This window comes from Primorskyibacter sp. S187A, from assembly GCF_049800955.1.
In the GTDB taxonomy this organism is placed as follows: Bacteria; Pseudomonadota; Alphaproteobacteria; order Rhodobacterales; family Rhodobacteraceae; genus JAKVBH01.
Window position 1 is genome coordinate 1,834,755 of sequence record NZ_JBNAGA010000001.1, and the last position, 24,999, is coordinate 1,859,753.

Here is a 24,999-nt window from a genome sequence, read left to right on the forward strand (position 1 = left end):
TCTCCAATAGATCTACGCCAGAGCGTCATAAAGGCCCGGACGCCCCCGCCAAGCGCCGGGCCAGTCCCAAACTCAGCACGGCTGCCACCAGAAGACAGACGGCCCCAAGGCTCCATGCGACGGGCGTCGCATACATCTCTGCCACCGCGCCCGCGAGGACCAATCCCGATGCAGCGCCCATTTGCTGTATGAGAGAGCGCAGCGAGAGCATCGTGGATCGCTGCCGATCTTCGACGCAGCTGTGCAGAATACTACTGGCCGGCGTGTCACAGGCCCCGAGAATGACGGAGTACACGAGAAAGACGCCAACAAAGCCAAGGATATTGCCCTGCATCGCCAGAGCGACCTGACCAAAGGCGAGCGCGCAAAAGAGGGCTGCGAGCGTGACCGCGTGGCGGCGTCTGAATATGCGGCTTATGCGTGGCGAGAGCGCCGCACCAAAAGCAATCGCGAAGAAGTACCCCGCCGTCAACGCGCCAATGGCAGTGTTGGCAAACGCCGCCTCCACCATCGGCTTGGCATGGGTGGGCCAGATTACCTCAACCGGGTTGGTCGCCATCAGAAAAAGCGCCAGCGCGGCCAGAAGCAGGGACAATGTCGGGTGTTTCAAGGCCAGCAGCGCTGCCTCCGCGATCACCGATGGGACCGTGCGAAACCCCTCTTTGAGCGCGCGCGGGTTGAGAGGACGCGGCGGCTCGTTGATAGCGATCATGGTATAAATCAGCACGCCAATCATCACCCCGAAGCTCGCGACGTAAGAGGCGTCATAGACGCTGGTCCCGTACGCGAGGGCTGCCGCCCCGAAGACATCGGGAAGCACACCGCCCAGAATGGCGCCGCACGCCAGCCCCATGGCATTGGCCCATTGCGCCTTGGCAAGAGCCGGTTGGACGTCAACGTTCGGCGCAGCAGCCCTGAACGTCTCGACAAACCACGCATCCAGCGTGCCCGACCTGAGCGCGCGTCCAAACCCGATGCAGACAAAGGAGAGCGCCAAAACGCCAAAGTCACTGGATGACAGGAACAGCGCCAGCGACAACAGGCTGGCCACGACCGCAGTAAGAAAAACCGGTTTGCGCCCTATGGCATCAGCCAAGCCGCCAAACGGCAGCTCCATGGCAAGCGTTGTGATCGCATAGACGCCGAAGAGGAGAGAGATCTGAAACAGATCCATGCCACGATCACTCAGCGCAAGCGCCACAACCGCAACAGTGAGCCCCATGGCAAACCGATCAAGGAACTGATGCCCTTGAAAAACGCGGATATGCCGTCGCGCCGTGTCCGAGAGGGTCTTGGTGGAGAACTCGATTTCCGTGGCCATGGCGCCAGCTTGAGTATTTGCGGCTGTATGCACAAGAGCGCTCTCGCCGCGTGCTCATTGGGTCTGGGGTTCGCCGGTTAGATCATGACCGTGTCGGGTGAGACCCACCTATAGATCACGCACTGCCCGCAGCTGCACGGCGCCAGAGGGTCACGTGTCGCTCCCAGGGGGCGATCACAAGGTATTCAATGGCCATCATCACAGCTACAAAGCTGACCGCATAGGCCAGGACCGTAGCGGTCTCAAAGAGCTGAAAATAGAGGTGGATCTGAAAGCCGACCCCGTTGGAGCGGCCGAGAAACTCCACGACCAGAACAATCTTCCAGATAATGGCCAACCCATTGCGCGCAGCCACCGCCACATAAGGCGCAAGCTGGGGCCAGATCACATGGGCAAACCGCGTACTCCAGCTCAGATGGTAGACACGGCCCAAATCACCCAGCGCCGCATCCCGCGCCTTGACGCCCTCGCGCAACGTCACCGCGACCATGGCCGCCTTGTTCACCGCTACAGCCGTCACGGCCGCGACTTCATTGAGGCCGATCCACAGGTAGCACAGCACAATCACCACCAGCGCGGGCATGTTGAGAAAAACGGAAATCCACGGAGACAACCAGCGATCCGCGCTTTGATTGAGCCCCATAGCCAAGCCGAGCGCGCCGCCAATGGTCATGGCTGCGATGAAGGCCGCCGCCACGCGCAGCAAGGTGGCCGACATATGAAACCAAAGATCGCCCGAGGCCCATTCCGCGCCAATGATCCGGGCCACGGCAAAAGGCGAGGCCAGCACTTCGGCATCATCGGTCAACCACGCCGCAAAGACCCAGAGCGCAAAAAGCCCCGTGAGCGAGAGCACGAAGGTGATATGTGGGGCGCGATCCATGGCGCCAAGATGCCAAAAGCCGCCCCCATATGCGCCGCGACAAAGGTCGCATATTCCTGCGCCACCCGCGCCAATAGGTTTGCTGCATGCGCATCTGGATCCTGTGTTTTCTGTTGTGGCCTTTTGTTGTGCTGGCCGAGCCGCTGACACGCGCGGAAATGGCGCGTTTTGTCACCACGCCGATGACCCTGGGCGAGAATTTCGGCAATGGCGTCTGGGAGCTCAAGGATCAATACGACAAGCCTGCGGGCTATGCCTTGGAGACAGAATATCTTGCCCCCCTGCCGGGCTTTTCCGGGGCGGTCATCAATGTCTTTCTGGCGATGGATCTGGATGGGCGCTTTCTGGATGCGCGGCTCATCACCCATAACGAGCCGATTTTCGTCTCCGGTCTGGGCGAGCGTCCGTTTCATGCCTTCTTTGAGCAATACGCGGGCCTCACGCTGGCCGATACCATCGTCGTGGGAACGCCTTATGGCAGCGGCTCCGAAGGCTCGTCGCTGCGCTATCTCGATGGCGTGACCAAGGCCACGGCTTCGGTGCGGATCGCCCACGAAAGCCTGCTGGCCGCGGCCTTCGCGGTCGCGCGGGAAAAGATGCAAGGCATTGCAAGCGGCCCACCGCTTCAACCCGTGCTGGACAGCGAGGGCACGCTGTCTTGGGAGAGACTTGTGGCCGAGGGCCATGTCTCGCGGCTCGTGGTCAACAATGGCCAGGTGCAAGCGGCCTTTGACGGGACGAAATGGGACGATGATGATCCCGAGGCGCTGGCGTCCCCGGACGCGCCCTATATTGATCTCTGGCTCATCGACATCGGACCACGCGCCGTGGCGCGCGGGGTGTTGGCCCCCGGGACATTGGAAGAGCTCGAAGATTTCATGCAGGTCTCGACCTTTGATGAGCCGCTTTTGGTGATCGAAACGGCCCGCCATGGGCTTGTTTCCGATACGTTCATCCGAAACACCGCCCCCGATTGGCTCGCGGCCACGCAAGACAGCCTGCCCATCGCCTTGCGGGATGCCGATCTCTACGTCGAACTCAACGACGCTCTGCCCGACGCGCTCAGGGACGGCACGGCCATGGTGCTGCGGACAGACCGGCGGCTGGGCCTTGATCCGACCCGTGACTGGGAGTTGGCCGTCACGACGCTGCGCCATCACGGCGTCTTTCAACCGGAGGTCGGCACGCGCCAGTTCACGTTGACCCATGCCGCACCGGCGGCCTATTTCTGGCAGGACATTCCGCCCGAACCCCGGCCCGCATGGCTGGAAGCCCTGATCGCGCGGCAAGTCGACTTGGCCGTTATCGGCACGTTCCTGTTGGGGTTGACCGCCCTGCTCTTCTTCGGCCAATCGCGCGTCGCAGGTCTTGCCGCATTCACGCCGCTGCGCCTTGGCATTCTGGCCTTTGTCGTGGGCTACATCGGCTGGTGGGCGCAGGCGCAGCTCTCCATCGTGACCGTTCTGGGCACATTGCGCGCCACCGTCGAGGGCGGCTCATTCGGGTTTCTCGTCTATGATCCGGTCTCTCTTCTGGTCTGGGCGGCTGCGATCATCGGATTTGTCCTGTGGGGCCGTGGCTATTTCTGCGGCTGGCTTTGCCCCTTTGGCGCGCTGCAGGAATTTGCGCATCATTTGGGCCGCCTCTTGCGCCTGCCGCAATGGATGCCTTCAGAGCCCTGGGATACCCGGTTGAAAGCCCTCAAATACGGCGTTCTGGCCGGTCTGATCATCGTGACCTTCGCAGCCCCCGGCGCCACGGAGAAGGCCGCTGAGGTCGAGCCTTTCAAAACGGCCATCACCACCTTTTTCATCCGCGAATGGTACTACGTCGCCTATGCTCTGGGTCTGCTTTTGGGCGCTATGGTGCTTTACAAAGGCTTTTGCCGATATCTGTGCCCGCTCGGGGCCTTCATGGCCATTGGCGGCGTGCTGCGCGGGCGCGATTGGATCGAACGGCGCGAGGCTTGCGGCAGCCCCTGCCAGCTGTGCAAGGTGAAGTGCAACTACGGGGCCATCGCGAAGTCCGGCGAAATCCAGTATTCCGAATGTTTCCAATGTCTAGACTGTGTCACGATCCATGATGATGAGACACAATGCGTGCCCTTGATCCTTGCCGCAAAGAAGGCGGCGCGGGCGGGCTAAGGCTCCAACGCACGGCTCCCCTTATCCAGCATCAGCCCATAATAAAACCCGCCGCAGTCGCCTGCGACGGGCCTTGGTTCGACTTTTGTGTGGCCTAGCCTGCTGCGGCAACCGCGCGGCGCGTCATGACGCCCACGAGATGGGCGCGGTAATCGCCCGAGCCATGCAGATCGGAGATCATGCCATCGCCTGAGACAGACACGCCATTGAGCGCATCGGCCGAGAAGTTCGACGACAAGGCCGCCTCCGCTTCTGACCAGCGATAGACACCTTCTTCAGAGGCCCCCGTCACAGCAACGCGCACACCGTCCGCGTATTTCGCAACAAAGACACCAACCATCGCAAAGCGCGACGCAGGTTGTTCAAACTTGGCGTAGGCGGCCTTTTCCGGGACCGGGAAGCGCACTTCCGTGACGATCTCGCCCTCTTCCAGAGCTGTCGTGAACATGCCCTGGAAGTAGTCGTCCGCCGCGATTTCGCGCGTATTGGTCACGACAGTTGCACCCGAGCCCAGCACAGCAGACGGATAGCATGCCGCCGGATCGTTATTGGCCACTGAGCCACCGATGGTGCCACGGTTGCGCACCGCCGGATCGCCGATGTTGCCCGCAAGATCAGCCAGCGCCGGATAGAGCGATGCCGCTTCCCGTGCCACAGTGGCATGGGTTGTGCCGCCACCGATACAGACGGCGCCATCATCGCCCGTGCAGACGCCCTGCATCTCGGCAATACCCGAGAGGCTCACCAATACGCTGGGGCTGGCCAGACGTTGCTTGAGCGTCGGGATGAGCGTTTGCCCACCCCCAAGCGCCTGCGCCTCGTCGGCCCCAAGAGCTGCCACTGCATCCGCCACCGAGGATGGCCGTTCGAAATCAAAGCTATACATATCGAGAGCCTCCTTAGCTGGCGTTGTTCATGGCGGCCCAGACGCGCGAAGGCGTGGCCGGCATGTCGATGTGATCGACCTTGTGACCGCCCGATTGCAGGGCGTCCACAATCGCGTTGATCACTGTGGGCGGCGAGCCAATGGCCCCGGCTTCACCGCAGCCCTTCACCCCAAGCGGGTTGTGGGTACACGGTGTCTGACAGGAGTGATCGACCATGTAGCTGTCCAGATTGGGCAGATCATCGGCCCGCGGCATGGCGTAATCCATATAGGATGCGCTGAGCAGCTGGCCGTTCTCGTCGTAGGCGCAATTCTCAAGCAGCGCCTGCCCGATCCCTTGCGCGATGCCGCCGTGGACCTGACCTTCGACGATCATCGGGTTGATGACATTGCCGAAATCATCCGCCGAGACGAACTTCTCGATCGAGGTCACGCCCGTTTCGGGGTCAACCTCCACCTCACAGGCATAGGCGCCCGCAGGGTATGTGAAGTTGGCCGGATCGTAGAACGCCGTCTCCTCAAGGCCCGGCTCGATATCCTCGAGCGGGTAGTTGTGCGGCACATACGCCGCGAGCGTCACATCCCCCCAGGCAACCGATTTGTCGGTACCTGCGACCGAGAACTGACCGTCCTTCAGCTCGATATCCGCTTCCGCGGCTTCGAGCAGGTGGGCGGCAATCTTCTTGGATTTGTTGATGATCTTCTCGGTCGCCCGCACCATGGCCGAGCCACAGACCGCAATCGAGCGCGAGCCATAGGTGCCCATGCCAAACGGGATCTTGGAGGTGTCGCCATGCACGATGTCGATCTGATCCTCAGGGATACCGATCATCTCGGCCACAACCTGCGGGAAGGCCGTCTCATGGCCCTGCCCGTGGGAATGCGCGCCCACCATGACGGAGATTGAGCCCGTGGCATTCACCCGAACCGTGGCCGCGTCATAGAGACCGGCCCGAGCGCCCAGCTGACCCACGAGGTTTGACGGCGCGATACCGCAGGCCTCGATGAAGCAATTGATGCCAAGCCCGCGCAGCATCCCCTTGGCTTCCGACGCCTTGCGGCGCGCCTCGAACCCGGAGAGATCCATGAGCTCTTCCATCTTGTCCATCGTGGCATTGTAATCGCCCGTGTCATATTCCACCGCCACTGGCGTGGCATAGGGGAATTGCGTCACGAAGTTCTGACGGCGCAGGGCAATGGGATCCACGCCCAATTCCCGCGCAGCCTTGTCGATCACGCGCTCGAGCTGGAACGTCGCCTCCGGACGGCCCGCGCCGCGATAGGCATCCACAGGCACAGTCGTGGTAAAGACCGCTTTCACGTTCACCTGCACATTGGGCGTCTTGTAATTGCCCGCCATGAGCGTGCCGTGCAGCCATGTCGGAACAGATGGCGCGAAGGTCGAGAGATAGGCGCCCATATTGGCATAGGTGTCTGTGTGCACGGCGGTGAAGTTGTTGTCCTTGTCGAGCGCCAGCTTGATCGTGGTCACGTGATCACGGCCATGGGCATCCGACATAAAGGCTTCCGAGCGCGACGCCGTCCATTTGACCGCGCGGTTGCAGGCTTTTGCCGCAAAGGTACAAAAGGCCTCTTCCGCATAATGGAAGATCTTCGTGCCAAAACCACCGCCCACATCGGGCGCCACAACGCGCAGCTTGTGCTCCGGAATGCCCAGAACAAACGCGCCCATCAAAAGGCGGATGACGTGCGGGTTTTGTGATGTGGTGTAGAGCGTGCTCTCATCATTGGCGCGGGCATAATCGCCCACGGCCACACGCGGCTCCATCGGGTTGGCGACCATACGCTGGTTGATCAGCTCAAGCGTGGTGACATGGGCCGCCTCTGCAAAGGCCTTCTCCACATCCGCTGTCTCTGACCCAAACTGCCAGTCGTAGCACAGGTTCGACGTCAGATCGTCATGCACCTTCGCGCCACCGGCCACAGCCGCTTTCATATCGACCACCGGATCAAGCTCGGTGATGTCCACCTCGATGGCCTCAGCCGCATCGCGCGCCTGCTCGAGGCTGTCGGCCACCACAGCAGCAATCGGATCGCCCACATGGCGCACTTTGCCTTGCGCCAGAACCGGGTGGGCCGGCTCCTGCATGGGCGCACCGTTCTTGTCGGTTACCTGCCAGCCACAGGGCAAACCGCCTACGCCTTCAAAATCCGCGCCAGTGAAAATGCGCACGACACCGGGCATCGCGGCGGCCGCGCCCGTGTCGATCCCATTGATCTTGCCATGGGCCACATCCGAGCGCAGGAAATGCACATAGGCCTGGCCATGAACATTGATGTCATCTGTGTAGTTTCCGGCCCCTGTCAGAAACCGGACGTCTTCGCGCCGCTTCGTGCTGGCGCCAATTCCGTGATCTTTTGGCATGCTTGCCTCCCAAATGCCGATGCGCTCAAACGCCCGAACCCCTCTTCATCTTGCCAGATAAACTCCGGGGGTCCGGGGGCTGGCCCCCGGCGGTTAATCTAAAGTGATTACTCTGCCGCGATGGCGCCCACGTCCTGACCGGACGCCGCCATGATGGCTTTCACGATATTGTGGTAGCCGGTGCAGCGGCAGATATTGCCCTCCAGATAATCCCGGACCTCAGCTTCGCTGGGCTTGGGGTTCTCTTTCAGAAGCGCTGCCGCAGACATCACCATACCTGGCGTGCAAAATCCGCATTGCAGACCATGATGCTCCTGAAAGGCCGCCTGGATGACACCAAGCGAGCCATCGGCATTGGCCATGCCTTCGATGGTCGTCACCTCGGCACCTGCGGCCTCAGCGGCAAACATGGTGCAGGCTTTGACAGCCTCGCCATTGACGTGAACCACACAGGCCCCGCATTGCGATGTATCGCAGCCAACATGCGTCCCTGTGAGCCGAAGTTCCTCCCTCAGAAATTCGGTCAGCAACGTATTCCCCGCTGCGTCGCCGCTGACGGCCTTGCCGTTCACGGTCATTTCAACCTTGGACATGAAATTCCTCCCTTCGTCCGTATCTCTTTGTCTCTCGTGGCGCGGTCCCGGTCAGCTTACGAGCTTCTTGAACCAGCCCTTTTTCTTCTCGCCATCACCTGCGTCGGCATCAGCATCGCTGTCCGCTTCCGGCTCCGCCGGACCTTCGATCTGCTCCTGCAGATTGCGGAAAAACTGATCCGCCATCTTCTTGGCGAACCCGTCAATAATCCGGGACCCCAGCTGCGCCAGCTTGCCGCCGACCTTGGCTTCCACGTCATATTCCAGCAGCGTGCCCGTCTCGCTGGGCACAAGGCGCACATTCGCGCCGCCCTTGGCAAACCCGGCCGCTCCGCCCTTGCCCTCGCCTGACAATGTCAGGCTTTCAGGCTCGTTCATCTCCGAGAGCGTAACGGCCCCCTTGAAGGTCGCCTTCACAGGTCCGACCTTTTGAACCACCGTGGCATGAAAGCCGTCTTGCGCCGTGCCTTCCATCTCCTGGCACCCCGGCACACAGGCCATGAGCACCTCGGGATCCAGAATGGCATTCCACACCTCTTGCGGTGGGGCGGCGATCTCGCGGGAATCGGTCAGGTGCATGGAAATTCTCCCTCTCCAAGCGGGAGGTTAGGCTCCCGCCTGCCCCCCGGGTATAAGACTATGGTGGCGCATGTCCGCGCCCGTGCCTGAGGATGCCTACAAAAGGCTACCGTTCAGGCGGTTGAAAACTGACACCAAAATCATCGTGGATGGCCTGAATACGGCCATCATCAAGCGCTGCCCAGATCGCATCATCGACCGCATAGGACAGCGGGCGGTACCGGAAATTCACCCCAACCCCGAGGGTCCAGGAAGACTTTGCAAATCCCGCCAATGGCGGCTGATGCACAATCGTGTCGTCCTCGGCATGAAATTCCAGCTGGCTCAACGGCCCCATGGCCGCGTTGACCTCGTTTGCGTTCAGGGCGTCCATCGCGGCCTCCATCGAGGGGTAGCGACGCACATTGCCCGTCACTTGCCCACCCGCGAAGCTCGACAGATAGAAATCCGCAATCGAGTCGTTTTCCACCGCCACCGTGTCAAATCGGAAATAGGCCGGCGTGGGCGCCTCATCCTCGTCGTAATGCGCATCATCATAGGCAATCGCGATACTCTCGCCGCCATATTGCCCTGTGAAAACAACCTGTTCGACCCGGCATTTGAAAGCACTGTCATAAGGCACACGCATCATCACATTGGCGATCCGCCCCCCGATCAGCGCCCCGCGCCAGAGATTGAAGCGCAAATCCGCCTCGAGATTCTCTCCTGCCGCCACAAAGCTGAACCGGGGCTCAACCCCCAGATCCGCAGCAATCAGCTTGGCAATCTCGATATCAATGCCCTTGGCCTTGCGGGTGCCCGCTTCGCGCCAGCTGTAGGGCGGGTAATCTTCATAGACCGCGAACTCCATCCAGCCGCGATCAATGATTTCATCCAGTTCCTGACCCACAATATCCCGGCTCGCGTTCTGCGGCTTGGGCTGCGGGACGTAATCCGCGCAAGGATCATTGGCGGCCACCTGCGACGGCGCAAAAGCGACCGCCGCAAGGGCCAGGAGCAGAGGTGCTGTAAAAGAGGTCACTGGTGTCATGACCGGATTATTGCGCGGCAGACAAACCAATGGTCAATGCCTCAACAGCGCGTTTCACGCCGGTCTCCGAGCCATCAAGTGATGCGACCGCGCGGGACGCCGCACTGTCAGCCACGGGCGCACCGGAGAGCGTCTCGATCTCTGCCGCAATCGCGACAAGACGCGCCTTGGTGGCCTCAAGATCCGTCGCAGAGCCATCATTCAACGCATCACGGATCGCCTTCAGCTCATCGGAATACTCCGCCATGGAGTCATCATCAGGGCGCGTCTCGATATAGGTGCGAATGGCCCAACCGGCCTTTTGGCCCAGAAGCTCGCCAAACGCGGGCATCTTGGTTGTCCCGTTTTGGGTATAGCCGCTGATGAAGCGTTCCATATACCACTCATCGCCATATTCCTCAGCTTCAAGGAAGCGCAAATCCGGCGCGAGACCGCCCGAGATCACCTCTAGCCCATGGCAACGTGCGCAGTTCTGATTGTAACCCGATGCGCCGATCTCAATCGCCTTGGCCCAGGCCTCCTCCCCGACAGCGGCTGCGCGGAAGGGGTTTTCAATGAGCCATTCCTCACCGATGTCGGGCAGTTCGTCCGTGTTGACCGGCTGCGGCGCAACATCGCCATGGGCGTTCACAAGCGTGGCCGCCGCAATCGCGGCAATGGCAATAGGCATAAGTCTGGGCATCTCGATCACTCCTTCGATCTCCCGTTTGACCCTCTGATACGGCAGAGTGCCCTCCCAGCGATATTGGACTTTGGTTGCCCTGCGGCGGCCCGCCGCGTGTCAGGCCGCCCGGACGGTACGAAGGTCCTATTCCGATCACACACCACACTTGCTTTGGTACATCCCAAGGGAGAACAAAATGACCTACAGCTGCCGCCTGATCGTGTGCATCGCTTTGACGTGCGCAAGCCTGACAGCAGCTCAGGCCGATGTCAGCGTCTCGGTGACCTATCTCAAGATTGAGCAGGAAGCCCCGCCCGTCCTGTCCAACCTCGATCCCATTCCCGAAGATCTGGGCTTGGCGGGCGCGGAGGTTGGCCTGCAAGACAACGCGACGACCGGACGGTTTCTCGGACAATCCTACGAGCTGAACGTTGTGACCGTGCCTCTGGGCGCGGCCCCGGCCGAAGCGGCGCAGGCGCTGGAAGGCGATCTGATTGTTCTGGATGGGCCGATGGAAGCGGTGGCGGAAATTGCAGCCTTGCCAGACATGAGCTCCAAGCTGCTCTTTAATGTGGCTGCCGAGGACGACGCCCTGCGCGCGGACGCCTGCCAGGCCAACCTCCTGCACACCGTGCCCTCTTATGCCATGCGCGCCGATGCGCTCATGCAATTCATGGTCAAACGCCGCTGGTCTGATCTGGTGATGATTCGCGGCCAGCATGCCAAGGATCAGGCCTTCGCCAGCGCGCTCGAACGCGCCGCCACGAAATTCGGCCTCGAGATCCGGGACACGAAAGACTGGGTGTTTGACGCCGATATGCGCCGCAACGCCGCACAGGAAGTGCCGCTTTTTACACAGGACTTCGGCGATTACGACGCATTGCTCATCGCCGATGAAATCCACGATTTCGGCCGCTACATCCTCTACAACACATGGGAAGCCCGCCCCGTCGCAGGCTCCGAAGGCCTGACGCCCAAAACATGGGACCGAGTCATCGAACAATGGGGCGCCGCCCAGCTGCAATCGCGCTTTGAGGAGGCCGCCGGTCGCGATATGCTGGCGCAGGATTACGCTGCCTGGGCCGCACTGCGCGCGATCGGGGAAGCCGTCACCCGCACAAGTGCCTCCGACGCGCCCACCTTGCGCGCCTACCTGCTGGGCCCGGATTTCGAACTGGCAGGCTTCAAAGGCCGCCCGCTGTCTTTCCGCGGCTGGAATGGTCAACTACGCCAACCCATCGCACTGACACAGCCCCGCGCCCTTGTCGCCAACGCGCCGCTGGAGGGCTTTTTACACCAAAGCACCGAGCTCGACACGTTGGGCATTGACGCACCGGAAAGCCGGTGCACAGCCTTCCAGTGACCCCTTCATCTTGCTCCATAAACTCCGGGGAGCGCGAGGGGCTGGCCCCTCGCTCCCCCGCTACCGAAAGGACCGACCTATGAAGATGACGCCGATCCTCGCCGCGCTCCTCCTCGCCACACCGGCGCTGGCCGATGAAATGTGGATTTCCAACGAGAAAGACGACACGGTCTCCGTGATCGACATCGAAACACTGGAGGTCATCAAGACCTTCGAGACCGGCGAACGCCCCCGTGGTATTACCTTTTCCAAGGACTTCTCGATCCTTTATATCTGCGCCTCCGACAGCAATACCGTACAGGCGATGGACCCCAATACCGGCAAGATCCTCTTCGATCTGCCCTCGGGCGAAGACCCCGAACAATTTGTCCTGCATCCCGATGACCGCCACCTCTACATCGCCAATGAAGACGACGCGATCACAACCGTGGTAGACACCAAGGAACGCAAGGTCGTGGCGCAAATCGACGTGGGCATCGAGCCCGAAGGCATGGCGGTCAGCCCCGATGGCAAGATCGCCATCACCACCTCCGAGACCACGAACATGGCCCATTGGATCGATACCGAGACCCAAAAGCTCTTCGCCAATACCCTGGTCGACAGCCGCCCCCGCCATGCCGAATTCGTCAAGGACGGGACCGAGATGTGGGTCTCTGCCGAGATCGGCGGCACGATCTCGATCTTCGATGTCGCGACACAGACCGAACAGGCCAAAATCGACTTCGACGTCAAAGGCGTGCACCCCGACCGGGTCCAGCCCGTGGGATTCGAATTCACCGAAGGCGATACCCACGCCTTCGTGGCGCTTGGCCCCTCCAACCACGTGGCCGTTGTCAATGCCGAGACCTATGAGGTCGAGGATTACATCCTCGTGGGCCGCCGCGTCTGGCATATGGACTTCAACGCCGACCGCTCGATGCTGTTCACGACAAACGGCGTCTCGGGCGACGTGACGGTGATCGATGTCGCCAAACGCGAAGCGATCAAAACCATCAAGGTCGGACGCTTCCCATGGGGCGCTGCATTCCGCCCAACAAACTGATCCAAGCCGTTCTGGTACAACTCGTAAAACAGACTGGGAGATACTACATGCACAAGATTTTTCTGACGGCCCTTCTCGCCGTGGCCCTGCCCTTCGGCGCAGCCTTCGCGGATGACGACGATGATGATGACGATGGCTTCGGCCTGGCTGGCATCCTGTCATCGTCCAACAAGGCCGATCTCGAGCCCATCCAACTGAGCGCAGGCATGCCGCTGACCTCTGCCCCGTGGGAGCTGAAATCCGGCATGTATTACGAGTTTGAAATTCAGGGCGACGGCAGCCAGGAACTTGCCTTGGTCGGCCCGGAATTCTTCCGCGCGATCTGGATCGACGAGATCGTGGTCGAAGGTCTGGAAATCCGCCCGCTGGGTGTCGATTCGATCGAATTCGACGAAGCAGGCGAGATGGAGATCGGCTTCGTTGCCATCAAGCCCGGCTCCTATTACCTTAAAATCCCAGGGAGCACCGGGGAGACACAGCGGGTTGAAATCACGATCAAATAAAGGCCTGACAGTCGATGGGCTGAGCTTTTCCTACGGGGCGAAGCAAGCCCTCGATGATGTCTCCTTCACGATTGCGCCCGGGCAGTTTTGCGCCCTGCTCGGGCCCAACGGCGCTGGCAAATCAACGCTCTTTGGCCTGCTCACACGCCTTTTCACTGCGCCACAGGGCCGGATTGAAATTGGCGGTCACGACTTGCAGAAAACACCCCTGCTTGCGTTGGGGCGCATGGGCGTCGTCTTCCAGCAGACGACCCTCGATCTTGATCTCACAATCCTGCAGAACCTGCAGTATTTCAGTGCGTTACACGGCCTGTCCCGCCGCGATGCCGCCCCGCGTATCGAGGCCGCCCTCGCCCGAATGGATTTGACCCAGCGCGCGCAGGAGAAGTGCCGTACGCTCAACGGCGGTCACCGCAGGCGCACAGAGATCGCACGTGCGCTTTTGCACCAGCCCGACTTTTTGCTCCTTGATGAGCCCACCGTCGGACTCGACGCCGCCACACGCAGCGCCCTGACCCAGCATGTGCATCGCCTATGCGCAGAGACGGGCCTGACCGTGCTCTGGGCCACGCATCTGACCGACGAGGTCGCTCCCACGGATCAAGTCATCCTGCTGCACCAGGGCAAAATCCTGCGGAAAGGCACAGCGCATGAATTGCGCGCAGGACAACCTCTTAAAGACTGGTTCCTCGATATGACCCGACAAGACGCATGATCTTCTTCTGGCGAAAAATACGCATGTTTGACCGCAAGACAGAGGCGCCACAATGATCTCGTTTCGCGCCACGCAAGCCATTGTTCTGCGCGAAGCGCTCCGCTTCGTGCACCAACGCGAACGGTTTGTCGCTGCCCTTGTGCGGCCCCTCGTCTGGCTTCTCGTCTTCGCCGCAGGCTTCCGCGCAGCCCTTGGTCTTTCCATCACGCCGCCTTACCAGACCTACATCACATACGAGACCTATATCGTTCCGGGCCTTTGCGGAATGATATTGCTTTTCAATGGGATGCAGAGCTCTCTTAGTCTTGTTTATGATCGTGAAATGGGCTCCATGCGCCTGCTTCTGACCGCGCCGCAACCACGCTGGTGGCTGCTTTTGTCAAAACTCCTCGGCGCAACGCTGATCTCGCTGGCGCAGGTCTACACGTTTCTGCTGATCGCCGCGCTCTTCGGGATCGACTTTGATCCGTTGGGCTATGTCGCGGCCTTCCCTGCGCTGGTTCTGGCAGGCCTCATGCTGGGGGCGTTGGGGTTGATGTTGTCGAGCTTTATCAAACAATTGGAAAATTTCGCCGGTGTGATGAACTTTGTCATCTTCCCGATGTTTTTCCTCTCCTCCGCGCTCTACCCCTTGTGGAAAATGGCGGAGAGCTCGGAATTGTTGCATGACATTTGCGCGTTCAACCCGTTCACCCATGCGGTCGAATTGATACGCTTTGCGCTTTACGGCCAATTCAATGCTTCCGCTTTTGGATGGACCTGTCTGGCCGCGCTTGTGTTCATGGGGGCTGCGCTCTGGGGTTATGATCCCGCGCGCGGCATGATCAAGAAACGCGCTTGAACATTGATCCCCGGACAGCCCCCCCGAAGCCTGGGCGGGGGCGACAAGCCCCGTCCTGTGGGGAGGATCGGGGGCAGTCCGGCGGTGCCGGATCAGTGGTTGGGTTTCACGTAAATTGGATTCGGCTGCTTAGACGTATCGTCTCACCAACGGCTCAGCGCGTCCTCATCCTCGTCCCGGGCATCGACCCATTGGGCGCCTGTATCACCCACTTCCTTTTTCCAAAAAGGCGCGCGGGACTTCAGCCAATCCATCATGTATTCCGCCGCCGCAAACGCATCCTTGCGGTGTCGTGCGGCCGTGGCCACCATCATGATCATCTCGTCGCGGCCCAGATGTCCGTAACGATGGATGACCAACGCATCGCCCAGATCGAAGCGATCCATCGCGTCCTGCGCAAATTGCGTCAGCGCTTTTTCGGTCATGCCGGGGTAATGCTCGATCTGCATTTCGGCCATCCCCCCCTCCACGGAATCGCGCACGATCCCGGTAAACGTGACCACGGCGCCCATATTGTGTTGTGCGCGGGCGAAGGCTTCCGCCTCTGCGCCAAAATCAAATGGAGCTTGCTGAACGAGAACCTTCATTCAGCCCCCCGTCATGGGCGGAAAGAACGCAACCTCGCGGGCGTTGCCCAATGGCGCATCAAAAGGCACGAGTTCCTGATCGACCGCGCATCTGAGTGAGGCCAGATCAGAAAACGCCAGCGCATAACGCTCTTCGCGCGCGGACAACTCGGCCACGAGATCCGCAACTGTCTCCGCCTGCGTCTCGACTTTTTCTTTCGGGATTCCAATACGTTCACGCACCCAGGCGAAATAGAGTACATCCATGTCAGATCTCCTCTTTCAGATGTGGCAAGGCCTTGCGGAAATAGTCCCAGCCTGTAACCAGCGTCAGGGCCGCCGCAACCCAGAGCAGCGCGAGGCCCAGATTACCAGACCAGTTCATACCCGCCATATGAAAGCGGATGTGACCCAGATCCTCGACCTCACCCGCCAGAACCGCTTCGAACATGGCCTGATCCATGCCCCAAACGGCCATGCCGAGGTAATGCTCGAAGATACCTTGGGCAAAGAGCACCGCAATAGCGACCATCTGCGCCGTCGTCTTCCACTTGGCCAGTTTCGTGACCTTCAGCGTACCGGCGGTATCGCCCAGAAATTCCCGCAACCCAGAGACGAAAACCTCACGGAACAGGATGAAGGTCGCAGGCAGGACAAGCCAGGGCGACATCGAGGAATAGCCCACGATCACCATCAGGGCGATCACGACCATTGCCTTGTCCGCGATGGGATCGAGCATCGTGCCGATCTTGGTTTCCTGTCGCCAGGCCCGGGCGAGATAGCCGTCAAACCAATCGGTGATGGCCGCGCCCAGAAACAGGATCAAGGCACACCAATCCGCATAAGGCCGCTCGAAATACAAAAACATGACCGCCACGCCGGGCGCGGCGAGCAGGCGCAATGTCGTCAGGATATTGGGTACGGTCCAGCGCATGACGAAGTGGTAACGTGCTTTCTCAAGGGGTGAAAGAGGGATCGCTCGGACGCGCGCTCAAAGCAGGCGCAATGTCGCGGGGCGCCCTGAAAGCTCGGCTCGCCTGTCCGCCAATCGCGCGGCCTCGGCCTCAGCATGGGTGACAAAGAGGCTGGCGAAGCCATGGCGTGCACGCAGCGCCTCAAAGAGCGCCATCATCTCCTCCACAAGATCCGCATCCAGCGAGACGAAAGGTTCATCAAGCAAGATGACGTCGGGCTTGGACGCCAACGCGCGCGCGAAGGCCAGCCGCCTTTGCTGGCCGAGCGAAAGCTGGCCCGGAAAGAGGTCCGATTTGTCGGCAAGGCCCACTTCCCCCAAAGCCTCCCGCGCCTCACTTTTCGAGATCCCGGCAATCAGGGTCACGTTGTCGAGCGCCCGGCGCCAGGGCAAGAGCGTGGGCTCCTGAAAGACCATCGCGCAACACGCCGCAGAGATACGCCCCTGCACCTTTTTTTCGAGCCCCGCAACAGCGCGCAACAGGGTCGTTTTCCCCACGCCGGAGGGGCCGGTAATGGCCAGCGTATCGCCCCGGTTCAGCGTGAAGCGGACGTCCTCCAATATCTGCGTGTCGCCACGAAAAAGCCCGGTGATTTCAACGGAAACCACCGGGTCTTGCGCCAACGCGGGAGCCGTGTCTCGCATCATGATCCCGGGGACAGGAAAACCCCTTCGGGCAAAGTTGTGGCTTCGCCCACCAGATCACCACCGCCCCGCGCGGCCATGAGTTGCAGCATCTTGTCCGCTGCCGCCTCGTCCACGGGACCGGCGGCCGGAATACCAGCGCGGAAGCCCGCCACGAGGAAATCGAATTGTGCGTCTGTCTTGGCTTTCATTTTCGGACGCAGGCGCGCCCATTCCGCGTCATCCGTGGCCAGCTTGTCCTTGGCGGCGCGGCTGGCAGCGGCCAGACCGTAGACCAGCTCGGGATTGCTCTTGAGCAGCTCGCCTTTGACCACATAGCCCAGAAGCGGCGTTTCGGGATCAAGGCCCAGCGCTTCGGCCGCAACACTCACATCCACAAGCTTGCGCATGCCCGAGGCTTCCATTTTGGCGGTAAAATGCCAGAAATTGATCACGGCATCCGCCTCGCCCGACAGCCCAAGCTTGAACACCAGCGGCGGCGCGCCAAAGACCTGTTCGGTCTGGGCCCCAAGGTCCATGCCAAGCTTCTCTTCGGCATAAGCCTGCAAGATGAGCCAGGATTTATCCAGCGGTCCCCCCGCGATAGCGACTTTTTTGCCTGCGAGGTCACTTAGCGCACCGGCGTCGCTGTCTTTGCCCACAAGCAGGCCACCGACCGCTTTGGAATAAGGAATAAAGACATAATCCTTGCCCGCCGCGCGTTGACGCGCGACCCAAAGCCAATCGGAGACGATCACATCGGCCTCTCCGCCCTGAAACGCCACCTTTGCCGCAGGCCCGCCCGCCATGCCCTGCACTTGCAGCTCGAAGCCTGCGTCACGGTCCATGCCGTTGTGGCGGATGACATCGAGCTCCCAGTTGACCGTGCCGTATTTCAATACGGCGGCACGCAGGACGGGCGCTTCGGCCAGCGCGGTTGTCGCTGTGAACGCCAGCGCGGCTGCAGCCATCAGGCCGCGATGAACAATCGACATGAGCACTCTCCTCCCAGAGTTTCCCCAAGCCTAGCAAAAGCCGCGCATCGCGCCACTACGACCAAAGGCGCGGTTTTGATTTGCATCAAGGAAGGGCCATCGTCGTCGCCTAAGGATGCGCGCAACATGAAGGAGTCCCGTCCATGAAACTTGCAACATGTGCTGCAACACTTGCCCTGCCTATGATGCTGTGCACGCCGGCCATCGCGTCTGAAGCGTTTGACAAAATCAAAATCTCTGCGGGTCAGGCGCTGTACGATCAGTCCTGCCACCGGTGTCACTCCGACAATGCAAGCGATGCTTCCTACGGGCCGCCCCTGACGAATATCCTCTACCGCGCTGCGGGATCGGTCGAGGATTACGACTACTCGATTGCGCTGGAAGCATCGGGCATCGTTTGGACCCCGGCAGCCCTGCGCGCCTGGATGGAAGACAACAAAGGCTTCATGCCCGGCACGAAGATGCGCCATGTGGGTATTGAAGACCGCACAGTCCAGGATTTCATCCTCGCATATCTCGAAAGCATCTCGGACGCAGAGCGCAACAAATCCATCGACTAAGCCGCGCCTGCGCGCGCGCTTTTCGGGTCAGACGTTGGCGCGACGCGTCTGATCTGTGCTCTCGGCTGCCTCAGGGCGGCCGGGGCTTTTGCATTACTGTGCCCAGCGCATGATTCTTTGGAATGAGGCGTGTCAAGCCTGTTATGGTCTTACGACCATTGGCCACTACCCTGCACGGCCTCCCCGTCTCTAGTGTACTCGCATCTGTCCGTACGTGCGTCCGGAGACGCCGGGCGTATGTGCACATACAAATGGGAGGGACATCCATGAACAGGTTTATCGCGGCAGCTGTCGCAGGGGTTATTGCCACCACAGGCATGTCATATGCTGGTGTCACGGAAGACATGCTGGCCAATGACCGCGACAGCGCGGGCGACGTGCTGACCAATGGCATGGGCCGGGATCTTCAGCGCTATTCGCCGCTGGACATGCTCAACAAGGACAATGTGAAGAACCTCGTGCCGGCCTGGGCCTTCAGCCTCGGCGGCGAGAAGCAGCGCGGTCAGGAGACCCAGCCTCTCGTGCATGACGGTGTGATGTATATCACCGGCTCCTACAGCCGGATGTACGCAATTGATATCGAGACGGGCAAAGAGATCTGGCAATATGATGCCCGTCTGCCCGAAGGTATCCTGCCCTGCTGTGACGTGATCAATCGCGGCGGCGCGCTTTACGGCGACAACATCTACTTCGGCACACTTGATGCCCGCATCGTGGCGCTCAACGCCAAGACCGGTGACGTCGTCTGGAACAAGAAGATCGCCAACTATAAAGAAGGCTACTCCTACACGGCAGCGCCCCTGATCGTGAACGGCCTTGTCATTACCGGCAATTCCGGCGGTGAGTTTGGCATTGTGGGCGCGGTTGAGGCGCGGGATGCCGAAACGGGCGAGCTCGTCTGGAAGCGCCCCGTGATCGAGGGCCACATGGGTGAGCTCAACGGTGAGCCCTCCACAATGACCGGCACGCTGAACGCCACATGGCCGGGCGATATGTGGAAGACAGGCGGCGGCGCCACCTGGCTTGGCGGCTCCTATGACGCGCGCACTGACACGCTGATCTTCGGCACAGGCAACCCGGCGCCGTGGAACAGCCACCTGCGCAATGCAGGCAAGCCCACCGAAGGCAACGCGGGCGACAACCTCTATGCCGCCTCGCGGCTGGGCATCGACCCCGCCACCGGCGAGATCAAGTGGCACTTCCAGACCACGCCCCGCGAAGGCTGGGATTATGACGGTGTGAACGAAGTTGTGGCCTATGAAAACCGTGCAGGCGAACAGCGCCTCGCAACGGCGGACCGCAATGGCTTCTTCTACGTGCTCGACGCCGCCGCAGGTGATTTCGTCCGCGGCGTGCCCTTCGTGAAAGACATCACCTGGGCCTCTGGCCTCGATGAGAACGGCCGTCCGATCTTCATTGAAGAGAATCGCCCCGGCGATCCTGCAGCGTCTGCCGATGGCAAGAAGGGCGAGGTTGTCTTCTCGTCCCCGGGCTTCCTCGGAGGCAAAAACTGGATGCCCATGGCGTTCAGCCAGCGCACCGGCAATTTCTATGTGCCGTCCAACGAGTGGGGCATGGATATCTGGAACGAGCCCATCACCTACAAGAAAGGTGCGGCCTATCTCGGCTCCGGCTTTACGATCAAGCCCAACTACGAAGACCATATCGGATCGCTCAAGGCGATTGACCCCGATACCGGTGAGCTCAAGTGGGAATTCAAGAACGAAGCACCCTTGTGGGGCGGCGTGATGACCACTGCGGGCGGCCTTGTCTTCACAGGCACACCCGAAGGCCGCTTCATCGCCTTTGACGATGAAACCGGCGAAGAGCTGTGGTCCTTCCAGACCGGGTCCGGCATTGTGGGCCAGCCCATCACATGGGAGCAGAACGGCGAGCAATATGTCTCCGTGATCTCCGGCTGGGGTGGCGCGGTGCCGCTTTGGGGTGGTGAAGTGGCCAAGAAGGTCAACTACCTCAACCAGGGTGGTCTGCTCTGGACGTTCAAACTTCCCAAGGAATTGGCGTCCCGCTAACCAAACCCGTCGTCAAGACGTGAACCAAAGGCGCGCTGCGGAGCTTCCGTGGCGCGTTTTTCTTGGCGACTGCCCCATCTTGTGACATGCGACCTTTGGACGGGTGCCAAGCCCGCGATGGGCTCTTACACTGCCCCTACAGCTTTTCAGGTTTGCGTCATGTCTCTCGATCCTACCATTTGCCCAACCCGCGCTCTCATCGTCGATGATCACCCGCTTTTCTGCGATGCGCTGGCGCTGACGATGCGCTCTGTCTGCCCCGTGATCGATGTGCAGACGGCGGCCTCGCTCGATGATGCGCTGGGGATCGTGGCTGCGAAGTTCGCGCCGGAAATCGTGTTGCTTGATCTCAACTTGCCGGATGTAAATGGGTTGGATGGTCTGATGCGCATGAGTCAGGCGGTCGGTCAGACACCTGTTGTCGTCGTGTCCTCCATGGCCGATGACCGGATGATCGCGCAGGCCCTGCGCGCAGGCGCGCGCGGCTTTGTGCCCAAGCATTCGCAACGGCCGGTCTTCGAGACTGCGCTGAACACCATCGCACAGGGCGGCACCTACACGCCCGATGATTACGTGGCCCCCGCCGATGATACCGCAGCGCTCTCTGCGCCCAAGCGCCTCGCGTCGCTGACCAATCAGCAGGGGCGCATTCTGCAACTGATCTGCGAGGGCAAGCTCAACAAGCAGATCGCCTTTGATCTCTCCATTGCCGAGACCACCGTCAAGGCGCATGTCACAGCGATCATGCGCAAATTGGGTGTGCAATCACGGACACAAGCGGTTCTGGTGGCGCAGGAAGCAAGTTTCGCAGCTGTATTGCCAGAACTGGATGATCATGGCTAAGGTACTCCCATAGCCACGGGAAGAGACCTTGAACACACAAGGCAAGTTTACATCCGGGTTGGGAGGAGAAACAGATCCGCTGGTGCGCCGCGCACAGGTTTGGATTGAACATTCCAACCCCATAGGTTCTATCGCCGCGTCTCTGGGAGAGGGACCGTTCGAAATCGTGTGGCTGTTTATCTCGGCGCGTGCGGATTTCGATGCTCTGGCCGCGGAAGCCCACGCCCGGCTGACGGCCAAACATGTCGTGGCCTGTACCACCGCAGGCGAGATTGGCGAAGCAGGCTATGAAGACGATCAGATCGTGGCCCTCGCCCTGCCCCAGACCAACTTCCGCGTCTCTGCCTATGCAATTGACGATCTGACCCGCTTCAACCGTCAGGCCGAGACCGATCGCCTGATCACTGCCCGCATTGCTCTGACCGAGACCGCGCGGGATTTTCCGCATCCATTTGCCTTCCTTCTTGTGGATGGCCTGTCTCAACGCGAAGACGTGCTGACGGCCGTTCTGGCCTCTGGTCTGGGCGGCATGCCTCTGTTTGGTGGCTCCTCGGGCGACGGTATCCGGTTCAAACAGACGCGCATCTCCCTGGATGGCCAGATCATGGACAGTGCAGCCGTTGTCTCGCTGGTGGCGTCGCGTGGCCCGGTGGAGGTTTTTTCGCTCAACCATCTGCACCCCACGGGCACCAAGATGGTCGTGACTGATGCTGATCCGGCCCACAGGATCGTGCGTCAGATCAATGCCGAACCGGCGGCGGCCGAATATGCCCGCCTTGTGGGCAAAGCGCCCGGTGAACTCGATCAATTCACCTTTGCGGCGCATCCCGTCGTCGTGCAACTGGGCGGCCGGCATCACGTGCGCGCCATTCAGCAGGTCAGTGAAGACGGATCACTGATCTTTTTCTCTGCCATCGACGAAGGCATGGTCCTGACGCTTGCGGAAAGCGAGGACATGGCCAGCCATCTGGACCGGGAGCTCAGCCAGCTGGCCGTTCAACAGGCGCCAGAAGCTGTCCTGTCCTGCGATTGCATCCTGCGGCGCCTTGAGGCCGGACAAAAACAGCAGATGCGCGATGTTTCAGCCATTTTGGCCGAGCACAAAGCCATCGGCTTCGGGACCTATGGCGAGCAACATGGCGCATTGCACGTCAATCACACGATGACCGGCGTCGCCTTCTACGCCCCGCAGCCCACGCCCGCAGAGCATAGCTAAGCGACAGACATGCTGATCAACCCCGACGACACGCTTGAGCGCCAGAACGAAAAGCTCAAGGCCATTGCCTCCTCGCTCATGCGCCGGGTGGAGCAGCAAACCGACCAATCGGGTATCGCCTATGCCCAGTTCGAACGCGCGGCGTTGCTCGAAGATCAGGTGCGCACGCGCACGCGCGATCTCGAACAGGCGCTCAAACTGCTGCATGAAAGCAATGTCTCACTTGAGCGCGCCAATGCGGATGTTGAGGCGGCGCAATCCAACCTGACCGACGCCATCGAAACCATCACCGAAGGCTTCGCGCTGTTTGACAATTCTGACACGCTGGTTCTCAGCAATTCGCACTTTTGCGAATTGTTTGAGGATATCTCCGGCAAACTAATCCCGGGGATGCACTTTGATGGTTATGTCGATCTGATCTCACGCTCGGACTTCTTGCAGCTGCCCCCCGGTGAGACGCCCGAGGGGTGGGCCGCGATGCGCAAGTCCCGCCATGCCCGGCGCAATGCCCTCTTCAATACCCAATTGAAGGGCGACCGTTGGCTGCAAGTCTCCGAACGGCGTACGCCCAATAACGGCACAGTCGTCCTGCAAACCGATGTGACGGATATCATCCGGCTGGAGCGCGAAGAGCGCGCGCGTCTCAAAGACCAGCAATCGCGCCTGATCGCGGCCACTCTGGATCACCTCGCCCAAGGCGTCTGCATCTTTGACGATCAACAACGCCTCGTTGGCTGGAACACGCGCGCGGCCGAGCTGCTGAAGGTCCCGGTGACGCGCATTGCTCTGGGCGCACGCTTTGCGGCACTCATTGATCACATGCCCCGCGATTTCATCCTGTCAGACAAGATCACCCGACGCGGCTTGCTGGAATGGGCCGCACGCCCCAGCGAGCGCCGCGCCATTCGGTTTGAGCTGACCCAACCCAACACATTGGTGCTGGATGCGTTTGCGCAAGCCTTGCCCGATGGTGGTTTCGTGATCTCTTTCACGGATGTAACCGAAGAACGGGCTGTGGCCGCAAGATTGCGCGCGCTCAACGAGGAACTCGAGGCCCGCGTCGCCGAACGCACCACAGAACTTGAAGCCGCGGTCGCCTCGGCAGAGCGCGCGAATGCCTCCAAATCCCGCTTTGTGGCTGCGGCCTCCCACGATCTTTTGCAACCCCTCTCCGCGGCCAAGCTCTTTGTCGGGGCGTTGCAGGGCGGCCAGAAATCGGGCCTTGAGGAAGACACCTTGAGCAAGGCGCTCTCGGCGCTGGGTGCGGTCGAAGGGATCATCGACGCACTTCTGGACATATCGCGGCTGGAATCCGGCCGTGCCGTCTTTGACAAGCGGGCCTTTCCGCTCTCCCAGATCTTCCGGGCGCTCAATGACGAATTAAGCCCCCTTGCGCAGCAAAAGGGCCTGCAGTTCCGGATGGTGGATAGCTCGCTCATGGTGCAATCGGATCCCAGCTACCTGCGGCGGATCATCCAGAACCTCGCAACCAACGCTGTGCGCTACACGCGGCGGGGTCGCGTAGTTCTTGGAGCCCGCCGCGTCGGGCGCGATGCGCGCATCGAGGTATGGGACACCGGCCCCGGCATCGCCCCCGAACATCAAGCCGAGATTTTTCAGGAATTCCGCAGGCTCGACGCGCCTGCGTCAGCTTCTGAGGGGTTGGGTCTGGGTCTCGCCATCGTCGAGCGCGCCTGCGCGGGGCTTGGTCACAGCATCAATCTGCGCTCCACGCCGGGGCATGGCACGACGTTTTCCGTCACAGTCCCAACCGCCCGCGCGCAAGACAGCGGCACAGCAGAAGAAGTCGCGCCCATCATGGGCCGCCCCGGCACAGACCGTTTGATCTTCGTGGTGGAGAACGACAACGAGCTGCGCCGCGCCATGGCCATGACACTGGAGGGCTTTGGGGCCGATGTGATCGATGTGCCCAATGCCGAGGCCGGTCTCGAACTATTGGCCGAGCTTGGCCTCAAGCCCGACGCGTTTTTGATCGACCAGCAACTGGGGCCAGGCCGGTCGGGCACCGAATTCTACGATCTCGTCAAGAAACTCTACGGGCCAATCCCCGCGCGCATTGTCTCTGCCCTGCGCGATCCCGCCTTTGAGGCGGAATGCGCCAAAGTCGGCGCGCCGCTCTTCCCCAAACCGCTGGCGCCGGCGGATCTTGCGGCGTTCCTGCACGGTTTGACCCAAGACGAGCGCTCTGAGACCAATGTGTGATTAGGAGTTTGCCCCG

The 24,999-nt window shown here is 60.8% G+C and carries 24 protein-coding genes; 11 read left to right on the forward strand and 13 right to left on the reverse strand.

Annotation, left to right across the window (positions count from 1 at the left end):
- Window positions 1-25 precede the first annotated feature (25 nt).
- Window positions 26-1,321, reverse strand: coding sequence for an MFS transporter (locus tag ACP15S_RS09145; RefSeq protein WP_425039258.1), 1,296 nt, complete (start codon window positions 1,319-1,321; stop codon window positions 26-28).
- 115 nt (window positions 1,322-1,436) lie between these two features.
- Window positions 1,437-2,204, reverse strand: coding sequence for an ABC transporter permease (locus tag ACP15S_RS09150; protein ID WP_425039259.1), 768 nt, complete (start codon window positions 2,202-2,204; stop codon window positions 1,437-1,439).
- Between the two features lie 86 nt (window positions 2,205-2,290).
- On the opposite strand from ACP15S_RS09150, the gene ACP15S_RS09155 reads away from it, so the two are divergent.
- Entirely contained in the window at window positions 2,291-4,348 is a 2,058-nt protein-coding gene (locus ACP15S_RS09155; RefSeq protein ID WP_425039260.1) for a 4Fe-4S binding protein, read from the forward strand.
- A 94-nt stretch (window positions 4,349-4,442) separates the two neighbouring features.
- Here ACP15S_RS09155 and ACP15S_RS09160 read toward each other — a convergent pair whose 3' ends face one another.
- The 6 genes from ACP15S_RS09160 to pedF all read right to left on the reverse strand — a co-directional run bounded on the left by ACP15S_RS09160 (window position 4,443) and on the right by pedF (window position 10,504).
- Window positions 4,443-5,234 (reverse strand): FAD binding domain-containing protein, encoded by a 792-nt coding sequence (locus ACP15S_RS09160; protein WP_425039261.1) that lies wholly within the window; start codon window positions 5,232-5,234, stop codon window positions 4,443-4,445.
- A gap of 13 nt (window positions 5,235-5,247) precedes the next feature.
- Window positions 5,248-7,620 (reverse strand): xanthine dehydrogenase family protein molybdopterin-binding subunit, encoded by a 2,373-nt coding sequence (locus ACP15S_RS09165; protein ID WP_425039262.1) that lies wholly within the window; start codon window positions 7,618-7,620, stop codon window positions 5,248-5,250.
- A 107-nt stretch (window positions 7,621-7,727) separates the two neighbouring features.
- The gene (locus tag ACP15S_RS09170) at window positions 7,728-8,213 is read right to left on the reverse strand and encodes a (2Fe-2S)-binding protein (RefSeq protein ID WP_425039263.1); all 486 of its coding nucleotides are present in this window, start codon (window positions 8,211-8,213) and stop codon (window positions 7,728-7,730) included.
- A 51-nt stretch (window positions 8,214-8,264) separates the two neighbouring features.
- Entirely contained in the window at window positions 8,265-8,792 is a 528-nt protein-coding gene (locus ACP15S_RS09175; protein ID WP_425039264.1) for a CoxG family protein, read from the reverse strand.
- Between the two features lie 106 nt (window positions 8,793-8,898).
- A complete protein-coding gene (locus tag ACP15S_RS09180) occupies window positions 8,899-9,822 on the reverse strand; it encodes a substrate-binding periplasmic protein (protein ID WP_425039265.1) in 924 nt (307 codons plus the stop codon).
- A gap of 7 nt (window positions 9,823-9,829) precedes the next feature.
- Window positions 9,830-10,504: a cytochrome c-550 PedF gene (pedF, locus tag ACP15S_RS09185; protein ID WP_425039266.1), complete on the reverse strand. Its 675-nt coding sequence runs from the start codon at window positions 10,502-10,504 to the stop codon at window positions 9,830-9,832.
- Between the two features lie 178 nt (window positions 10,505-10,682).
- Between pedF and ACP15S_RS09190 the strand changes: the two genes are divergently transcribed.
- The 5 genes from ACP15S_RS09190 to ACP15S_RS09210 all read left to right on the forward strand — a co-directional run bounded on the left by ACP15S_RS09190 (window position 10,683) and on the right by ACP15S_RS09210 (window position 14,950).
- A complete protein-coding gene (locus ACP15S_RS09190; protein WP_425039267.1) occupies window positions 10,683-11,849 on the forward strand; it encodes an ABC transporter substrate-binding protein in 1,167 nt (388 codons plus the stop codon).
- A 79-nt stretch (window positions 11,850-11,928) separates the two neighbouring features.
- On the forward strand, window positions 11,929-12,891 hold the full coding sequence (locus ACP15S_RS09195) for a YVTN family beta-propeller repeat protein (RefSeq protein WP_425039268.1): 963 nt from the start codon (window positions 11,929-11,931) through the stop codon (window positions 12,889-12,891).
- Window positions 12,892-12,938: 47 nt separating this feature from the next.
- Window positions 12,939-13,394 carry a hypothetical protein gene (locus ACP15S_RS09200; RefSeq protein ID WP_425039269.1) on the forward strand — a complete coding sequence of 152 codons (456 nt, stop codon included), beginning with the start codon at window positions 12,939-12,941 and terminating at the stop codon, window positions 13,392-13,394.
- Window positions 13,375-14,109, forward strand: coding sequence for an ABC transporter ATP-binding protein (locus tag ACP15S_RS09205; RefSeq protein WP_425039270.1), 735 nt, complete (start codon window positions 13,375-13,377; stop codon window positions 14,107-14,109). The genes ACP15S_RS09200 and ACP15S_RS09205 overlap by 20 nt, the downstream gene beginning before the upstream one ends.
- 52 nt (window positions 14,110-14,161) lie before the next feature.
- Window positions 14,162-14,950: an ABC transporter permease gene (locus ACP15S_RS09210; RefSeq protein WP_425039271.1), complete on the forward strand. Its 789-nt coding sequence runs from the start codon at window positions 14,162-14,164 to the stop codon at window positions 14,948-14,950.
- A 143-nt stretch (window positions 14,951-15,093) separates the two neighbouring features.
- Here the strand turns inward: ACP15S_RS09210 and ACP15S_RS09215 are convergent, their stop codons facing one another.
- From ACP15S_RS09215 to ACP15S_RS09235, 5 genes are read right to left on the reverse strand one after another with little or no spacing between them, the layout of a single operon-like run.
- Window positions 15,094-15,537, reverse strand: coding sequence for a molybdenum cofactor biosynthesis protein MoaE (locus tag ACP15S_RS09215; protein WP_425039272.1), 444 nt, complete (start codon window positions 15,535-15,537; stop codon window positions 15,094-15,096).
- A complete protein-coding gene (moaD, locus tag ACP15S_RS09220; protein WP_425039273.1) occupies window positions 15,538-15,783 on the reverse strand; it encodes a molybdopterin converting factor subunit 1 in 246 nt (81 codons plus the stop codon).
- Between the two features lies 1 nt (window position 15,784).
- On the reverse strand, window positions 15,785-16,450 hold the full coding sequence (gene pgsA, locus ACP15S_RS09225) for a CDP-diacylglycerol--glycerol-3-phosphate 3-phosphatidyltransferase (RefSeq protein ID WP_425039274.1): 666 nt from the start codon (window positions 16,448-16,450) through the stop codon (window positions 15,785-15,787).
- 57 nt (window positions 16,451-16,507) lie between these two features.
- Window positions 16,508-17,137, reverse strand: a complete 630-nt coding sequence (locus ACP15S_RS09230; protein ID WP_425039275.1) for an ABC transporter ATP-binding protein — start codon at window positions 17,135-17,137, stop codon at window positions 16,508-16,510.
- Window positions 17,134-18,108, reverse strand: coding sequence for an ABC transporter substrate-binding protein (locus tag ACP15S_RS09235; protein WP_425039276.1), 975 nt, complete (start codon window positions 18,106-18,108; stop codon window positions 17,134-17,136). The genes ACP15S_RS09230 and ACP15S_RS09235 overlap by 4 nt, the downstream gene beginning before the upstream one ends.
- Before the next feature lie 143 nt (window positions 18,109-18,251).
- Between ACP15S_RS09235 and ACP15S_RS09240 the strand changes: the two genes are divergently transcribed.
- The 5 genes from ACP15S_RS09240 (at window position 18,252) to ACP15S_RS09260 (ending at window position 24,983) form a co-directional block, all read left to right on the forward strand.
- Complete coding sequence (locus tag ACP15S_RS09240; protein WP_425039277.1) at window positions 18,252-18,668, forward strand: c-type cytochrome; 417 nt, start codon at window positions 18,252-18,254, stop codon at window positions 18,666-18,668.
- 266 nt (window positions 18,669-18,934) lie between these two features.
- A complete protein-coding gene (locus ACP15S_RS09245) occupies window positions 18,935-20,701 on the forward strand; it encodes a PQQ-dependent methanol/ethanol family dehydrogenase (RefSeq protein WP_425039278.1) in 1,767 nt (588 codons plus the stop codon).
- A 159-nt stretch (window positions 20,702-20,860) separates the two neighbouring features.
- The gene (locus tag ACP15S_RS09250) at window positions 20,861-21,544 is read left to right on the forward strand and encodes a response regulator (RefSeq protein WP_425039279.1); all 684 of its coding nucleotides are present in this window, start codon (window positions 20,861-20,863) and stop codon (window positions 21,542-21,544) included.
- Window positions 21,545-21,602: 58 nt separating this feature from the next.
- A complete protein-coding gene (locus ACP15S_RS09255; protein WP_425039280.1) occupies window positions 21,603-22,760 on the forward strand; it encodes an FIST N-terminal domain-containing protein in 1,158 nt (385 codons plus the stop codon).
- 9 nt (window positions 22,761-22,769) lie between these two features.
- Window positions 22,770-24,983 carry a PAS-domain containing protein gene (locus ACP15S_RS09260; RefSeq protein WP_425039281.1) on the forward strand — a complete coding sequence of 738 codons (2,214 nt, stop codon included), beginning with the start codon at window positions 22,770-22,772 and terminating at the stop codon, window positions 24,981-24,983.
- The last annotated feature ends 16 nt before the right edge of the window (window positions 24,984-24,999 follow it).

Coding starts and splice junctions, on each gene's coding strand:
- ACP15S_RS09145 (WP_425039258.1), bottom strand. CDS start 1,321: ATGGCCACGGAAATCGAGTTCTCCACCAAGACCCTCTCGGACACGGCG.
- ACP15S_RS09150 (WP_425039259.1), bottom strand. CDS start 2,204: ATGGATCGCGCCCCACATATCACCTTCGTGCTCTCGCTCACGGGGCTT.
- ACP15S_RS09155 (WP_425039260.1), top strand. CDS start 2,291: ATGCGCATCTGGATCCTGTGTTTTCTGTTGTGGCCTTTTGTTGTGCTG.
- ACP15S_RS09160 (WP_425039261.1), bottom strand. CDS start 5,234: ATGTATAGCTTTGATTTCGAACGGCCATCCTCGGTGGCGGATGCAGTG.
- ACP15S_RS09165 (WP_425039262.1), bottom strand. CDS start 7,620: ATGCCAAAAGATCACGGAATTGGCGCCAGCACGAAGCGGCGCGAAGAC.
- ACP15S_RS09170 (WP_425039263.1), bottom strand. CDS start 8,213: ATGTCCAAGGTTGAAATGACCGTGAACGGCAAGGCCGTCAGCGGCGAC.
- ACP15S_RS09175 (WP_425039264.1), bottom strand. CDS start 8,792: ATGCACCTGACCGATTCCCGCGAGATCGCCGCCCCACCGCAAGAGGTG.
- ACP15S_RS09180 (WP_425039265.1), bottom strand. CDS start 9,822: ATGACACCAGTGACCTCTTTTACAGCACCTCTGCTCCTGGCCCTTGCG.
- pedF (WP_425039266.1), bottom strand. CDS start 10,504: ATGCCCAGACTTATGCCTATTGCCATTGCCGCGATTGCGGCGGCCACG.
- ACP15S_RS09190 (WP_425039267.1), top strand. CDS start 10,683: ATGACCTACAGCTGCCGCCTGATCGTGTGCATCGCTTTGACGTGCGCA.
- ACP15S_RS09195 (WP_425039268.1), top strand. CDS start 11,929: ATGAAGATGACGCCGATCCTCGCCGCGCTCCTCCTCGCCACACCGGCG.
- ACP15S_RS09200 (WP_425039269.1), top strand. CDS start 12,939: ATGCACAAGATTTTTCTGACGGCCCTTCTCGCCGTGGCCCTGCCCTTC.
- ACP15S_RS09210 (WP_425039271.1), top strand. CDS start 14,162: ATGATCTCGTTTCGCGCCACGCAAGCCATTGTTCTGCGCGAAGCGCTC.
- ACP15S_RS09215 (WP_425039272.1), bottom strand. CDS start 15,537: ATGAAGGTTCTCGTTCAGCAAGCTCCATTTGATTTTGGCGCAGAGGCG.
- moaD (WP_425039273.1), bottom strand. CDS start 15,783: ATGGATGTACTCTATTTCGCCTGGGTGCGTGAACGTATTGGAATCCCG.
- pgsA (WP_425039274.1), bottom strand. CDS start 16,450: ATGCGCTGGACCGTACCCAATATCCTGACGACATTGCGCCTGCTCGCC.
- ACP15S_RS09230 (WP_425039275.1), bottom strand. CDS start 17,137: ATGATGCGAGACACGGCTCCCGCGTTGGCGCAAGACCCGGTGGTTTCC.
- ACP15S_RS09235 (WP_425039276.1), bottom strand. CDS start 18,108: ATGTCGATTGTTCATCGCGGCCTGATGGCTGCAGCCGCGCTGGCGTTC.
- ACP15S_RS09240 (WP_425039277.1), top strand. CDS start 18,252: ATGAAACTTGCAACATGTGCTGCAACACTTGCCCTGCCTATGATGCTG.
- ACP15S_RS09245 (WP_425039278.1), top strand. CDS start 18,935: ATGAACAGGTTTATCGCGGCAGCTGTCGCAGGGGTTATTGCCACCACA.
- ACP15S_RS09250 (WP_425039279.1), top strand. CDS start 20,861: ATGTCTCTCGATCCTACCATTTGCCCAACCCGCGCTCTCATCGTCGAT.
- ACP15S_RS09260 (WP_425039281.1), top strand. CDS start 22,770: ATGCTGATCAACCCCGACGACACGCTTGAGCGCCAGAACGAAAAGCTC.